Annotated in this window: 13 protein-coding genes; 1 reads left to right on the top strand and 12 read right to left on the bottom strand. The window is 30.6% G+C overall.

Translation table 11 applies throughout. The features are described from left to right. Positions 1–2 precede the first annotated feature (2 nt). From cydB to ACWOBP_RS00530, 9 genes are all read right to left on the bottom strand, one after another. Positions 3–1,031 carry a cytochrome d ubiquinol oxidase subunit II gene (cydB, locus tag ACWOBP_RS00570; RefSeq protein WP_455337007.1) on the bottom strand — a complete coding sequence of 343 codons (1,029 nt, stop codon included), beginning with the start codon at positions 1,029–1,031 and terminating at the stop codon, positions 3–5. 1 nt (position 1,032) lies between these two features. After that, positions 1,033–2,415, bottom strand: coding sequence for a cytochrome ubiquinol oxidase subunit I (locus ACWOBP_RS00565; RefSeq protein ID WP_455337006.1), 1,383 nt, complete (start codon positions 2,413–2,415; stop codon positions 1,033–1,035). 213 nt (positions 2,416–2,628) lie between these two features. Continuing rightward, a complete protein-coding gene (locus ACWOBP_RS00560) occupies positions 2,629–2,982 on the bottom strand; it encodes a DUF1634 domain-containing protein (protein ID WP_455337005.1) in 354 nt (117 codons plus the stop codon). 1 nt (position 2,983) lies between these two features. After that, entirely contained in the window at positions 2,984–3,829 is an 846-nt protein-coding gene (locus tag ACWOBP_RS00555; protein ID WP_455337004.1) for a sulfite exporter TauE/SafE family protein, read from the bottom strand. Positions 3,830–3,838: 9 nt separating this feature from the next. Continuing rightward, a complete protein-coding gene (locus ACWOBP_RS00550; RefSeq protein ID WP_455337003.1) occupies positions 3,839–4,471 on the bottom strand; it encodes a thiamine diphosphokinase in 633 nt (210 codons plus the stop codon). Beyond that, entirely contained in the window at positions 4,471–5,115 is a 645-nt protein-coding gene (gene rpe, locus ACWOBP_RS00545; RefSeq protein ID WP_455337002.1) for a ribulose-phosphate 3-epimerase, read from the bottom strand. Before rpe ends, ACWOBP_RS00550 begins: the two co-directional genes overlap by 1 nt. A gap of 1 nt (position 5,116) precedes the next feature. Continuing rightward, positions 5,117–5,998: a ribosome small subunit-dependent GTPase A gene (gene rsgA / locus ACWOBP_RS00540; RefSeq protein ID WP_455337001.1), complete on the bottom strand. Its 882-nt coding sequence runs from the start codon at positions 5,996–5,998 to the stop codon at positions 5,117–5,119. Between the two features lie 33 nt (positions 5,999–6,031). After that, positions 6,032–7,732, bottom strand: coding sequence for a DNA repair protein RecN (gene recN / locus ACWOBP_RS00535; RefSeq protein WP_455337000.1), 1,701 nt, complete (start codon positions 7,730–7,732; stop codon positions 6,032–6,034). An 11-nt stretch (positions 7,733–7,743) separates the two neighbouring features. Further along, positions 7,744–8,553: a TlyA family RNA methyltransferase gene (locus ACWOBP_RS00530; RefSeq protein WP_455336999.1), complete on the bottom strand. Its 810-nt coding sequence runs from the start codon at positions 8,551–8,553 to the stop codon at positions 7,744–7,746. A gap of 366 nt (positions 8,554–8,919) precedes the next feature. Between ACWOBP_RS00530 and ACWOBP_RS00525 the strand changes: the two genes are divergently transcribed. Further along, a complete protein-coding gene (locus tag ACWOBP_RS00525) occupies positions 8,920–9,225 on the top strand; it encodes a type II toxin-antitoxin system HicB family antitoxin (RefSeq protein ID WP_455336998.1) in 306 nt (101 codons plus the stop codon). Between the two features lie 1,928 nt (positions 9,226–11,153). Here ACWOBP_RS00525 and ACWOBP_RS00520 read toward each other — a convergent pair. The 3 genes from ACWOBP_RS00520 to glgD all read right to left on the bottom strand — a co-directional run bounded on the left by ACWOBP_RS00520 (position 11,154) and on the right by glgD (position 16,251). Continuing rightward, complete coding sequence (locus ACWOBP_RS00520; protein ID WP_455336997.1) at positions 11,154–13,547, bottom strand: glycogen/starch/alpha-glucan phosphorylase; 2,394 nt, start codon at positions 13,545–13,547, stop codon at positions 11,154–11,156. 24 nt (positions 13,548–13,571) lie between these two features. Next, a complete protein-coding gene (gene glgA, locus ACWOBP_RS00515; protein ID WP_455336996.1) occupies positions 13,572–14,990 on the bottom strand; it encodes a glycogen synthase GlgA in 1,419 nt (472 codons plus the stop codon). 145 nt (positions 14,991–15,135) lie between these two features. Beyond that, the gene (gene glgD, locus ACWOBP_RS00510) at positions 15,136–16,251 is read right to left on the bottom strand and encodes a glucose-1-phosphate adenylyltransferase subunit GlgD (protein WP_455336995.1); all 1,116 of its coding nucleotides are present in this window, start codon (positions 16,249–16,251) and stop codon (positions 15,136–15,138) included. Position 16,252: the final 1 nt, after the last annotated feature.

The raw sequence follows: 16,252 nt of genomic DNA, 5'->3' as shown, positions 1-16,252 counted from the left end.
GACTAATACTCCAATTCATCTTCTTTAGTTAGTCGTTTTCTAAAAATAGAATATGACCAAACTTGGTATCCTAAAACGAATGGCAATAGGAATAATGCAACTATTGTCATAAGTCTTAGAGTGTATACTCCACTCGCAGCATCATAAATAAATAGTGATTGACTAACATCATTACTGTTTATTATAGCACGTGGGAACATACCTGCGAAGACACTTAGAGTTAGGAACGCTAATGTTCCTGATGTACTTAAGAACGCACCTAAGTCACGACCTTTAAAGTTTAAAACAAATGATAACACGAATAATGCTACCGCTACTAATGCTAATACTAAACCAACATAGTAGTTTGTTGTAAAGATATCTGTTTTAAATAATGCCCAAATAGCAAATACTAATGTTACTACTGCAGCAAATGGGAATAATAATGCAGATGTTGCACGAGCTGCATTTCTTAATTCTCCTGTAGTTTTAAGAGCTAAGAATTGAGCACCGTGAACTAACATTAGAAGTAACATCATTATTCCTCCAAGGATAGTAAATGGAGATAATAATCCTAAGAAACCATCAACTAAGTTTTTCTTAGCGTCAAGGTTTGCTCCTGTCATGAAGTTAGCTACTGCAACTCCCCATAATACTGGTGGAAGTAAGCTACCTACAAACATTGCTATATCGAATGATTTAATCCAAGTTCTATTATTACCTAATTTACCTCTAAATTCAAATGATACGCCTCGTAAGATTAACGCTACTAACATTAATACAAATGCGATATAGTACCCACTGAATAATTTACCATACCAGATAGGGAAAGCTGCGAACATCGCTCCACCACCAGTTAATAGCCAAACTTCGTTTGCATCCCAGAAAGGACCGATTGTATTGAAGTAAACACGTTTTTCTTCATCGTTTTTACCTAATACTTGAGCTAGTACTCCAACTCCGAAGTCATATCCTTCTAATACGAAGAATCCTGTAAATAGTATTGTAATAAGTAAGAACCAAATATTTGGTAAAGCTACTGACCAATCCATACTATGCTACCTCCTTCACAGTTGTTTCTTTTTTATTCATTGTATATCTAAATGCGATAAATTGTGCAATACCTAAGATAGTATATAATACACAGAATACTAATAGTGAGAATAATACTGATGCTCCAGAGTTTGGTGAAACTCCTGACTCAGTAGCCATTACTCCGAAGATTAAGAACGGTTGACGTCCCATCTCAGCCATAATCCAACCACAAGCAGTAGCAACTTCAGCTACTAATAAAGTCCATGGCATAAGTTGTAAGAACCAACGTTTCTTAGTTTCTGTTCCCTTGAATGAATATATTGTTCCAAGTAATGCCATTAAGATTAAGATACCTACAGAACCAGACATAACTCTGAATGAGTAATAAATTGTTGGTACATGCGGTGTATAATCGATGTGTTTTCCAACTACTGGATAGTATTTTTCATCCATTTCTTTTTGAAGAGATTTCATACCTTTTAGGCTTCCTTCAAACTTGTCGTATGCTAAGAAACTTAACATACCAGGAACTTCAAGGTAATGTTCTGCTTTTTGTTGTTTTTGATCGATTGTTGCTAAAACTGAGAATGGTGCTGAATTTCCAGTATCTTCATATAGAGCTTCAGCAGCTGCAACTTTCATAGGGTATTCTCTTACTAAATATTGCATTTGAGAGTGTCCTGTCCAAAATAATCCTAATGAACCGATTAAAGCAGCTATGATAGAAACTCTAAATGCTTTTCTGAACATTGGAACTGATTGATTACGAACCATTTTCCAAGATGCAATACCTGCAATTGTGAATGCCCCAACTGTTAACGCCATTGTTACTACGTGAGGGAATTGGTTCCATAAATATGGGTTTTTAATGATTGCAAAGAAGTCAATCATTTCTGCTTTTTTACCAATTACGCTGTTCTCAACATATTTAACACCTACTGGGTGTTGCATGAATGAGTTAGCTGATAAAATCCAGAACGCTGACATAAGTGTTCCTATACTTACTAACCAAATACACATTGCGTGTAATTTTTTGTTGATTTTCTCCCAAGAGAAAATCCAAATACCGATAAATGTAGACTCAAGATAGAATGCAAGTAATGCTTCTACCGCAAGTGATGGTCCAAAAACATCCCCTACGAATGAAGAATATTCAGACCAGTTCATACCAAATTGGAACTCTTGAAGAATACCTGTAACAACCCCAACAGCAAAGTTAATTAGGAATAAGTGCCCAAAGAACTTCGTAATTCTTTTGTAATGCTCATCGCCAGTTTTAACATAAATACTTTCAAAAATTGCGATTAAGAACACCATACCTATAGTAATAGGTACAAAGAAGAAGTGGAACACTGTTGTTGCTGCGAATTGTATCCTTGCAAGTAATAGTGGATCCAACATAGATATACCTCCTTATATGTGTTAGTTTATATTTAATTGTAAATATTATATTATTATTGTATAACATAGTTTTTATTATGGCAAAACAAAAATGATAAAAAGTAGTACTTTTCCTACATTTTACCATTTTTCGTTCACAATTTGTTCACAATTTGCGATAAATTGTATTTTATCACGTAGTAGAACATTTTATTTTTTAATTTTTTTTTTATTTTAACTGTGTGTTACTCCCAACAATAGACTAACAATTAAAATCACAAGTACTAAAATACAAATCCTTACAAATTTGTAATCTTTTTCTTCAATATAGACATACAGTAATCCTAATATACGTAGAACAGGTGTCAATATTAAAAGAAAAATACCAAACATTAAATATGAATAATAATTAAATGATACTAAACCTCTTAGCATTTCTTTAAAAGTATATCTCTCTACCGTTAATACTCCATCTGCCCCTTGAATGAAGCTAAGTATTATACCTGTTATAATAAAGAATGAGCTTACAAAAACTCCTGTTTTTATAATATTTGCAATTACTATATTTATATCTCTTTTTTCATTCATATTAAAGTACCCCCAGACCTTTTAGTAACATATTGACAATCGTAAATAATAAAATTGGAAGGAAAATATAACGAATATATTTTGCATCTAATCTTTGCATTACTTTCGCTCCAGTTCTTGATCCAATCAGCGTTCCTATTGCTATTGGTGCTGCTACTGCTGGATTAATAGTTCCGTTAAAGAAATATATTAATGCACTAGCTGTTGCTGTAACTCCCATCATAAAGTTACTTGTTGCAGTACTTACTTTTATCGGAAGTTTCATATAAGTGTCTAAGGCAACTACTTTAAATGCTCCACTACCAATTCCAAGTAATCCACTAGCAAATCCAGCTCCAAACATTACTAACGAACCTTGTGGCACATTTGTAACATTATAGTCAATTGTTTTGTCTATCGCTTTATCGTAATATGATGAATTAAGCTTATATTTTTCTGCATATTTATCATTCTCTACTATTTCTTCTTTTTTAACTTTTGTTATTAGTCCTGTTTTTTTCAACATACCATAAAAAGAATTCAATAGTATTAATGAGAAGAAGATATATAATAATTTAGATGAAAATACTCCAGCCATAAGTGCTCCTACTACACCTCCTGCTGTAGTAAATACTTCTAAAAGCATACCTACTCGCATATTACTAACATGATCTTTTACGAATGCTATCGCTGATCCACTACTTGTTGCGATAACCGCAACAATACTTGCTCCAATAGCGTATTTAATATCAAATCCAAATAATATTGTTAATGCAGGTGTGATAATGATTCCACCACCTAACCCTACTAAAGAGCCTAAGAAACCTGCAAGAACAGCTATCAACATAAATTGTAATATTTCTACCATTGTTTCTCCTTAATCTTTTGAGTACATTACTAGAACAATATTATTAACTTCTAATCTTATGTCCTCTTTACTTTTAAATTCGTTACTAGTAGCATTCGGACGATTTAATGTCAGCATTAGATCATTAACTTCATATTTAGAATTTTTTATTGTCATTAAAGTATCTTCATAAATAGGTACTATTGAGAAATACTTGTATCCTTCTATATTCTCAAAGATATTCAGACCTTTTTTAGCTACTGTAATAATATTATTATCATCTATTATTCTAATTTTTATATGATGATATTTCTTATTATTTAGTAAAAGTATATTACCAAAAAAGTGGTCAAGTCTTCTTCCAGTAGCACCATAAATATCTATTACTTCAATCTCTTCAAATAATTCCAATATATTTTCTAACGCAAATTCTGCATCTGTTAAATCTTCACTACTTTTCACTTTAAAGTACTTTGATTTTTCTTCAACCTCTCTTCTTTGCTCAAGAGTAATTGAATCAAAATCTCCGCAACTTAATATCGGATTAACTCCATTATTAAGTAAGTACAATGCGCCTTTATCTACTCCACACCATAAGTTAGATGAAGGGATTTCCTTTGGAAATACTCCACCTAACATTATGTTTATTTTTTTCATATTCATTATTTTAACAACTCACCTAATGTTTTTTCTTTGTCGCTTGCTCCAAATAAGAATGAACCACAAACTAATAAGTCTGCACCTTTATCTCTACAAGCTTTTGATGTTTCTGTATTTATTCCACCATCTACTTCTATTAAGAAGTTATAATTTTTTTCTTCTCTAAGTTTTGCTAGTTCTTCGATCTTTTCTAGCATCTCAGGAATGAATTTTTGTCCACCAAATCCTGGATTTACAGTCATAATTAAAACATAATCTAATTTTGGTAATAGGTATTTAATACTCTCGATTGGGGTTTGCGGATTTAGTACAATACCAGCTTTTTTACCATTGTTTTTAATTACTTGAATAACTCTATCTGCATGATTAGTAGCTTCGATGTGGAATGATACCATATCACAACCTACTTTACAAAATTGTTCAACGTAGTTTTCTGGATTTGCAATCATAAGATGACAATCAAAAACTTTATCTGTTTTAGGACGGATTGATTCAATTATTGGGAATCCAAATGATATATTTGGTACAAAGTTTCCATCCATTACATCGATGTGAAACATATCAATACCAATACTTTCTAATTCTTTAATATCTTTTTCTAAATTAGCAAAATCTGCTGATAAAATTGAAGGTAATATTTTTTTCATCTTATCTCTCCTTTATATATTTTCTCTTTTGATTTTGTTTTTCCGTAAATAATACTTTGTAGTCGTCATATCGACTTTCAAGTATTTCTTTACTTTCTACCGCTTCTTTAACTCCACATTGAATCTCTTCCATGTGATTACACGGTTTAAATTTACAATCATAATCGTTAAATTCTCTAAATAAATATTGTAAATCTTCTTTTTCGATAAATGTAATATCAAGTGAAGAGAATCCTGGAGTATCTGCGATATAGAAATCATCGATTTGATAAAATTCCGTATGTCTCGTAGTATGACGTCCTCGTCCAAGATGTTTAGAAATTTCCCCAGTTTCAATATCTAAATGTTCTGCAAGCTTATTAATAAACGTAGATTTTCCTGCTCCAGATTGGCCTGAAATAGCTACATACTTCCCTGAAATAACTTGTTTTAATTTTTCAATATCCTCATCGGAGTTTGTCAATACTTGATATCCTATTTCATAGTAATAGTTCATTATTTCTTTCATTTTATTAAGCTCTTCATCACTTAATAAATCCAGCTTTGTAAAAATAATAATGATATCTACATTACTATTTTCATTTAAACAAATCGTTTTATTCAATAACTTACTAGAAAACTCAGGATCTTTTACCGATACTACAATAATACTGTAATCTATATTTGCTACCTTAGGTCGTAGTAATTCATTTTTTCTTTCTAATATTTCTACAACATATCCTGTGTTATTATCACTTAATTGAATTTTCACATCATCTCCTACTAACGGCGTGATGTTCTCATTTCTGAAATTTCCTCGTGCACGACAAGTAATCACCTCGCCAGAACAATCCACATAATAAAATCCACTAAGTGCTTTTAAAATTTTTCCTTCTTTAGTCATGTTCCTCCTATACCTCTACGGTAATAATATAAACTATTTATTTAGTTTTTCTTTTATCTCTGCTTTAGTTTTTTCTGCTAATCTCAACATTTCAATAGAGTGTTCTTCTGAAAGTTTTGTCATCGTATCTCCAGATACCATCCTTGCTACCTCTGCAATCTTTTGTTCTTCAGTCAACTCTCTAATAACTGTTAATGTTCTCTTATCAATGATTTCTTTACTGATTAGTAAGTTAGTATCCGCCAAAGCTGTTGTTTGCGGTAGGTGTGAAATACACAGTACTTGTGAACCTACTCCTAATTGATACATCTTTTCAGCCATTCGTTGCGATACTCTTCCACTTACTCCAGTATCGATTTCATCAAAGATAATTGAAGTAGCTTCTATACTTCTTGAAAATATTATTTTTAGTGCTAACATCACCCTAGAAAGTTCTCCACCTGAGGCAACTTTAGATAATGATTTTAATGGTTCTCCTAAGTTAGCGCTAATCAAAATCTTAACATCGTCTTTCCCTGATGATGAAAATTCTTTTTCTTTAAAATCAACTTTGATTGTACTTTTTTCCATATATAAGAATTTCAACTCATCTTGGATAAGTTTTTCTAATTTTAAAGCTGTATCTTTTCTTAAAGAACTTAACTCTTCAGCTAAAACTGTCAATTCTTCTTCTATCTTCTTGCTTTCTTCGAGATAATTTTCGAAGTTTTCTTCGTAATTTTCTAACTCATCTAATTCTTCTTTAATAGTTTCTGTGAAAACTATTAGTTCATTTAATGGTTTTGAATATTTTTTCTCTAAAGTTTTTATCTTATCTAATCTATAGATTAATCTATCTAATTTTTCTTCATCATATTCGATAACATCAGTATAACTAGATACTTCATATTTCAAATCATCTAAGATATAGTATAAATTTGTAATTTCTTCATACTTTTCTTCAAAGTTTGAGTTATATCTAGTTAACTCTCCTAGATTGGATCTGATTTCTGCTAGTTTAGAAATAACCCCGTACTCTCCATCGATTCCTTCTGTTATGCTATGAGCAAGGTTATTTACCTTCTCAAAGTTCTCCAGATAGTCAATATCTTTTTCAAGATCTAAGTCTTCATCTTTTTTTAGTTTCATCTGACTTAATTCTTTATATTGGAATTTCAAGAAATCTACTTTTTGAAGCACATCACTTTCCTGTTGTTTTAAGTTATCAATTTTTTCTTTAATAATTTGATATTCTTTATACTTTTCTTTGTATTTTAAATACACAGGTTGTATTTTTTCACGATTAAATGAATCTACTAAATTAAGATGATTTTTCTCTACTAATAGAACTTGATTATCGTGTTGCTCATGAATATCTAATAAATGAGCAGCTACTTTTTTTAATGTTGATAGGTTAACTATAGTTCCATTTATTCGACAAACACTCTTTCCACTACTATAAATATCGCGACGAACTACTATTACCTCATCTTCTAAATCCAAGTCTAATTCATTAAAAATTTCCTTAACTTCTTTGCTTTTAGGAAAATCAAATACCCCTTCTACGCTAGCCTTATCTTCACCATATCGAATATAAGAAGTTGAGGTCCTTTGACCTGACAATTGCGAAATTGCCGCTAGAATCATCGATTTCCCTGCACCAGTTTCTCCACTTAAGACAGTTAAACCATTTTTTAGTTCTATTGTAGCTTTTTCTATTATTCCAAATTGCTTAATATTTAACTGAATTAACATTGGCTCCTCCTCTATTTAAAGTGATTATGAGCATTGTTTACGATATGCTCGATATTTATATTTTTATTTTCTACTTCTTTAGTTGCATTGTATTTTAATGTCATTAGGAATTCGATATTCCCTTCACCTCCTGTTATCGGAGAGTAAGATAGGTTTGTCATACTAAAACCAACACTATTGGCTAAAAGTAATACTTTTTCAACTACTTCAAGTTGAACTTTTTTATCTCGAACGATTCCACCTTTTCCTACCTTATCTTTTCCAGCTTCGAATTGTGGTTTTACAAGAGCACAAACTTCTCCACCATCTTTTATAATTTCTGCAAGATTCGGTAGTATTAATGATAATGAAATAAATGAAACATCGATTGATGCTATATCTATTTCATATACATCAAAGTCTTCTTTTACTGAATGTCTAAAGTTAGTTTGTTCCATTACTTTTACACGTTCATCATTACGTAATTTCCAAACTAGTTGATTTGTCCCAACATCTAATGCATAGACGAATTTTGCTCCATTTTGCAAAGCACAATCCGTAAATCCACCAGTTGAAGAACCAATATCAATCATCACCTTATCCTTAACATCGAAGTTCAGTTCATTTATTGCTTTTTCTAATTTAAGTCCCCCACGACTTACGTAAGGCATCTGTTTACCTTTAATTCTAAGTTCAGCAGTTGATTCAACTTTTTCTCCCGCTTTGTCGATTCTAATATTATCGTTATAAACAATCCCAGCCATAATAGCTCGTTTTGCTTTTTCACGTGATTCGAATAATCCTTGACTTACACAAAGGACATCAGCTCTCTCTTTTGCCATAATTACCTCTTTTTTGTTTACTAAGTCTGTGATTTTCTATATTTTTACTAATATCAAAAATAGCACAGGCTTTCTTTTTAATTTTACCATAATAATAACTTTTTATCTATGAGAACGGCGTGTTTATATATACTTTGTCAATATAATTTATGATTATATACGTAATTTAATTTCTAAGTACTCTAGAGCCTTGATACACTTGACTTTTTAAAAATACTCTCCGAAAACTCTCCGAAGTTAGAGGAAAAAACCTATTTTTTGGTGAAAATCATTTTAGGAACTGAAAAGCAAAATAGAAATAATTTAAGATGAAATAATATATTTTAAAGGATATGTTATAATATCTATTGTAAGGAGGTTTATTTCATGAAATATAGATATTATTCAGTATTTACACAAGAAAAAGATTATATAGATATAACATTTCCCGATTTAAAAGGTTGTATTACTTTTGGTGATAATTTAGAACAAGCATTACACATGAGCAAAGAAGCTCTAGAGGGTTATTTATTAGTATTAGAAGATGAAAAAATGAGTATACCTAAACCCAGTACATATCAAGAGTTACAAGCTAAATTAAATGACAATCAACAATTACAATTAATTAGTGTTGATACTGATTTTATTAGACGTAGAGAAGAAAATAAAGCAGTAAGTAACTTAGAGATATAGTAAGATAAAAAAAGCAGTAGAATAAATCTACTGTTTTTATTTTAGTTAAACTAATATAGGTTGGTGCATTTTGCACTAACCTTATTTTTAAAGTTGGTGTATTCATCACAAACAAATAACATGTTTAACCCCCATTTATCTTTTTTATGCTCTCTACTCTCCATATAAAACTAGTAATCATACAAGGTACATTGATTATACTGGAGTATACAAAAGCTTGCTTATTCTATGTAGTTTTAGTAAAAGGTATCTATCTTTAAAGAATATCTAACTAAGAATTATAAAAGTACAGATATTCAAGGGAAGTAATATTATATGGTGGTAATTGTGTACACTACATTATTGCTAGAGATAGCTAAGTATATATACTAATATCATATACAAGTAATTAAGATTATGTATAGATATCTAAGTTAGGTTGATTAATCGTATCAGATACTAGAGGATAAGCAACACTAATATATATTCATTCGGTTATATCATATCACTATATATTCATAGATAGCTAACTAATGTAGATTGATATGTACTATACTGTTGGGCTTATTCCAGTTACCTAATCACCTTATACCATAAGGCTATATAGCTAATACAAGTATCATGATTGAATAGGTTTGTTGTAAGTGATAGATATATCAAGTAAGTAGTAACAATGAACTAAGATATAAAGATAGTATGAAGTAGATTAGATTAATATGTTATCAATGAATGTAATATGATTATGAAAAGAATAAATAAAAGATTAAATGATTTAAACAAAAGAATAAATATAATTAATTTAATTGTTATTAGCTTTGAAGATGGAAAGATAGAAAGATACAAAGGCATGAGCCAAGATAAGACTTTAAGATAGCATAAAGATATATTACTACATAAGGTACATGGTATTCTTCCCTTAATTGAGAAGACCGCCCCCCCCTATAAAAAATCTCAAAAAATAAAAAATCTTAAAGACCAACCTGCCCTCATTCATTCACAATGGCACGAACTCGTTAACCATTATTGGAAAAATCAAGACAAAAAAAAGAAGCTCTCATTTAATTTTGAGAAGTCTTCTAATTTTTGCTAAACTTATTTCTACAGCAATTATAAACCATTAAAATTAAAAAATCAATAGTTATTTTTCCTTGAAATTCATCATAAAAAAATATAGAAAAATGTAGCTAAAAATACTTACTATAAATTTAATAAAAAAAGAAAAACGTTAAGCACGGGCATGCTAAACGTTTAAAAAAGTAATTTAGTTACTTGGGGCATGGCAACCATGCTCCACCTATATAGATATTATACAATATATTTTTATAAAATAAAAGTAAAAATGTAGTTAAAAAAAAGAAAAACGCTAAGGGGGGCGACCCAAAGCGTAAAAAATAAGCATATATCTGCAAAGATAGGCGTCCTGTACCGTCCATCTTTCTTAAAATCATTATATCACATACTGTTGTAAATTTAAAATAATATGTAATCACAAAATAAAAAAAGTTTAGTGCGACCAACACTAAACTAAAGTAACTTTATATTGTAAATTAAAGGGGCGTGTTCCTCACGCTCCAACCTTTTCAATCATTATATCATAGCAATACATAGCAAGTAAAACAATATACTAGAAATATTCAAAATTCTTGTAAGCTACTTTAATTTAAAATAAAAAAACAGATAGCAAAATACTACCTGTTATCTCATTTATTTATAGAACTACTGGCACTTATTTTATGTGTTTTTGTCTCCGAAAACTCTCCGAACTCTCTCCGAAAAGTCTTAAAATTTGATATCGTATAGAAATCTACTTACTTAATAAAATGCTTTTATATTAATGCTTAGAAGTGTTTTAAGATGTAATCTATATTAGTACTTTTAAATTCATTTTTTAAACATAAAAGGGCAACTTATGAAACTAGTCTTTCTAAGTTGCCCTTATGAATTTTATTCTATTTTACTTTTTTTATATTCCAAATGTCTTTTGCATATTCTTCTACTGATCTGTCTGCAGAGAAGATTCCAGCGTTAGCTGTATTAACTAAGCTCATTTGGCCCCATTTTTCTTTATCTTGATATGCTTGAGCTACTTTTTCTTGAGCTGCAACATAGCTTTCAAAGTCTGCTAGACACATGTAATTATCTTGTGTTAATAAATAATCTACGATAAAGTTGAAGTTCATCCCACCAACAGTCATTGTTCTAATGAAATCTAGTGTTTCTTTAATCTTCACTGAACTATTGTAGTATTCCCATGGTTTGTACCCTTGTGCATTTAACTCATCTACTTCTGGTGTTTCTAAACCGAAGATAAAAATATTGTCATCTCCTACCGCTTCATGAATTTCCACATTTGCTCCATCAAGTGTTCCTAATGTTAATGCACCGTTTAGCATTAGTTTCATATTACCTGTTCCACTTGCTTCCTTACCAGCTTGTGAAATTTGTTCACTAATATCAGCTGCAGGAATAATTTTTTCAGCAAGAGTAACTTTGTAATCCGGTAAAAATACAACTTTAATGTATTGACGAACTAATTCATCACATTCAATCATTTGAGAGATTGAGTGGATAAATTTGATGATATTTTTAGCCATTTGATATCCAGATGAAGCTTTTGCAGCGAAGATAAATGTTCTTGGCACTGGACGTAAATCATTGTACTTAATTTCACGGTATAAGTATACAATGTGTAAAGCATTAAGTAATTGACGTTTATATTCATGTAGTCTCTTAACTTGAACATCAAAGACAGAGTCTGGATTTACAGTTATACCTGTAGTATTTTGAATATATGTAGCAAGTTGTTCTTTTTTTACTTTTTTAATTTCTTGTAGTTTTGCAACAACTTTCTTATCGTTTTTATAGTCATTTAACTTACTGATTTTAGATAAATCTTTAACAAAATCATCACCAATTAAATCTTTAAGATAAGTTGCTAACTCAGGGTTTGCTTGTCCTAACCATCTACGGTGAGCTATACCATTCGTAACATTACCGAATTTTGTTGGATATAATTCGTTAAATGATCTAAATGTTGATTCAACTAGAATATCACTGTGTAATTTTGATACACCATTAACGTTATGACTTCCCACTATTGATAAGTTAGCCATTCTGATTTGATTATCATATATAATTGCAGTCTCTGCTAATGAATAATCTTTACCTTGATCGATTACCCACTGGCAGAATCGTTTGTTAATTTCTTCGATAATTGAGTAAATACGTGGTAATAATGGTTTGAATAAATCAACAGACCATTTTTCTAAAGCTTCTGCCATGATTGTATGGTTTGTGTAGGCAAAAGTCTTAGTGGTAATTTCCCAAGCTTTGTCCCAAGAATATCCATATTCATCAAGTAATAATCTCATTAATTCGGGAACTCCCATCGCTGGGTGTGTATCGTTAATGTGTAACGCAACATGCTCACTTAAGTTTTCTAATGTTCCAAATTCATTGTAATGATTTTTTACTAGTTGTTGTAGAGATGCACTAATAAAGAAATACTGCTGTTTTATACGTAATTCCTTACCTTCATTTGTGCTATCTGCTGGATATAATAATTTAGAAATTGATGAGGCAATTGCTTCTGCTTCTGAAGACTTAGAATATTCTCCACGCTCGAATAATTTCATATTAAAACCTGTTTTAGCTTTAGCTTCCCAAAGACGTAATGTATTTACAGTTTTAGTTTTATATCCAGAGATTAATAAATCATATGGTTCCGCTTGGATTGAAGTATAATCTTTGTGCTCAACTTTAAATCCATTTTCAGTCATTTTTTCTTCTACATGACCGTAGAATCTCACTTCAATTTCTTCATCATTTCTATAAACAAGACCGTATTTTCCTAAGTCTAACCAGTAATCTGGAAATTCTTGTTGCCAACCATTATTGATAACTTGTTTGAAGATTCCATATTCATAAAGAATAGAAAAACCTGTTACTGGGTAATCACTACTAGTTAAAGCATCTAAATAGCACGAAGCTAATCTTCCAAGCCCTCCATTACCTAAACCTGGATCTGGTTCTATATCATAGATTTCATCAAGATTAAAATTATTTTTTTCTAAATACTCTTTAGTTTCTTTCTCTAATCCTAGATTAAATAGGTTATTTCTTAAAGTTCTACCTACTAAAAACTCCATCGACATGTAATAAGCACGTTTTTGCTTTGTTTTTTTCAATTCTTGTTCGTAAGCAAATTTTTTCTCAGATAATTTTTCTCTTACCGTACTCATTAATGCTTCGTAAACTTGTCGTTTACTCGCTGCTGCTATAGTAATCCCAAATTGTCTTTTTAAATACTTCTCTATTCTTTGTTCAAATTCTTGATTTTTCATTATTCTCTCCTACAAACTAGTTAACTAGACTATTTCATTATACATATCTATATATTGTAAAGCTGATTTTTTCCAACTTACATCTTCTTTTATTGCATTTTTCATAATTTTATTCCAAATATGACGTTCTTGATAGTAGCAATATGTAGCTCTATAAACAGCATCCAGCATATCATAAGCATCAAAGCTTTCAAATGTAAATCCTGTTCCAGACTTACCATCAAATGGTTCTACCGTATCTCTTAAACCACCTACTCTATGAACAATCGGCACTGTAGCATATCTCATTGAAATTAATTGAGATAAACCACATGGTTCAGTTTTAGACGGCATTAAGAACATATCGCATGAACTATATACTTTGGAAGATACTTCTGATGAAAACATAATTAAACTTCTGACTTTATCATGACGACGGTATTCTAATGAACGTAGTGCATCCTCATAATGACGATCTCCTGTTCCTAAAATAACCAACTGTGCTCCAGTTTTTAAAATCTCATCCGCTACATGCAAAACTAAGTCTATACCTTTTTGGTGAGTTAATCTTGTGACCATTCCAATCATAGGAATATTTTCATTCACTTCTAAAGCTAATTCTTCTTGGAATTTTAATTTGTTCTCTACTTTATTTTTTAATGTTTTAATATCGAAGTTTTTGAAAATTAATTTATCAGTTTTTGAATTAAATTTATCAGTATCTAATCCATTAATTATACCGTGAAGTTTCCCTTGTTCTACTCTTAAAATATCATCTAAGCCATACGAGAAGTATGGGTCTAATATTTCATGAGCGTATGTTTCACTTACAGTATTTATTCTATCAGCTAATTGAATAGCACCTTTTAATAGATTTAAATCTCCTTTGTAGATTAGGGCATCAAAATACTTATTATCTAACCCAAATAAGTTACCCATTTCATAAGGATTGAATTTACCTTGGAATTCAATATTATGAATTGAAATTACACTTTTAATATCTTGATAGAATCCTTCTCCTCTAGCTTTAAGATCATCTAAATAAATAATCGATAATGCAGCATGCCAGTCATTAGCATTAACCACATCTGGTCTATAATCAATATGCGGTAATATCTCTAAAGCTGCTTTGGAGAAGAAAGCGAATCTCTCTCCATCATCATCTTGACCGTAGACACTGTCTCTATTGAAATATTGTTCATTATCGATGAAGTAATAAGTTACCCCGTTTACCACAGTCTCAAATATTCCACAGTAAACTGTTCTCCAGCCTAAATTAATAAAAATATGTTGTCTATATTTTAAATCGTACTTATCTCTGTCTATTGAAGAATACAACGGCAGTACAACCCTTGCTTCTACATTTTCATCTTGAAGAGCTTTTGGCAATGAGCCTATAACATCACCTAGCCCACCAACTTTTACAAATGGTGCCGCTTCAGCTGCCACGAATAAAATTTTCATTATATTTCTCCTTATTCGTAATTTACTTCCATACTAAAAGGGTTAGTTTTAGAGGGAGTCTATCTGTATATTATACTCTTTTTTCTTTTGAAAATCGAAAGTTTTACAAATCTCTCCTACATTTTAATCTAACCCTTTTTTTTTATTATTCTACTACTTTACCTTTTTCTACAATAACTTGGCAGTTTTCTGTTCCTTTTAATTCAACTTTCTCTGAAACTACTGCATATTTATCTAGAATTACACAATCTAAGTATGCTGATTTTTTAATCACACAATTCGGCAGTACTATTGAGTTTTTAATTACTGCTCCTTCCTCAACTACAACATCTCTAAAGAGTATACTACTTTCTACAATCCCATTAATTTCACAACCATCACCTAATATAGAATTCTTAACAATTGCTCCGTCTCCATATGTAGTTGGCACACTATCTGCTACTCTTGTTAGAATATCTGTTCCTGATAAGAACAATTCATTTAACTTATCTGGATTTAATAAATCACGGTTGAAATTATAGTATTCTTGGACACTATTAATTGTTCTATTGTAATTCTTAATTTCATATCCATAAACATTTAAACGATGGAAATTCTTAGTAATAAAGTCTAATAGAAGATCTTGCCATCCTAGTGTTGTCCCTTTTTTAACTAATTCTTTAAACATTTGTTTAGACATAACATAAATCTTAACCTGAGTTGGACATACTTGCTCAAAACCATCATAATGATATAAACTATCGTATACTCTATTTTTATCATCAAAAATTATTTGAGATTCTCTTTGCTGAGGTTTTCTATAGGTGTAAGCTAGAGTTATATCTGCATTTGTAGTTTTATGATATTTTACCATATCTTTAAAATCTATGTTACCCACAATATTTCCATCAGCTAGAATACAGTACTCTTCTAATAGTGTATCCGCATATTTCGAAGCATCCCCTAATGCTTCAATTTTGTTTTGAGCCACACGATTTGAGTGATGATTTGACATTGGAGTTATAAACTTCAAACCACTATTTTTTCTATTTAAGTCCCAGTCTTTTCCCCAACTTAAATGATCCATTAATGATTTATAGTGATAATTTGTTACTACTGCTATATTTGATACTTCAGCTTTTACTAACGAAGATAACATGAAATCAATCATTCTATATCTTGATGCAACTGCTAAAGATGCTAGTGTTCTATTTCTAACTAATCCTTGCAAATCATCATTACGATAGTTATCTGCAAACAATACACAAAACGCATTTACCATA

The sequence above is a fragment of the Gemella parahaemolysans genome (genome assembly GCF_053758945.1).
Note: the sequence above shows the minus strand (reverse complement) of the source record. Positions and strands in the feature narration are given on the sequence as shown.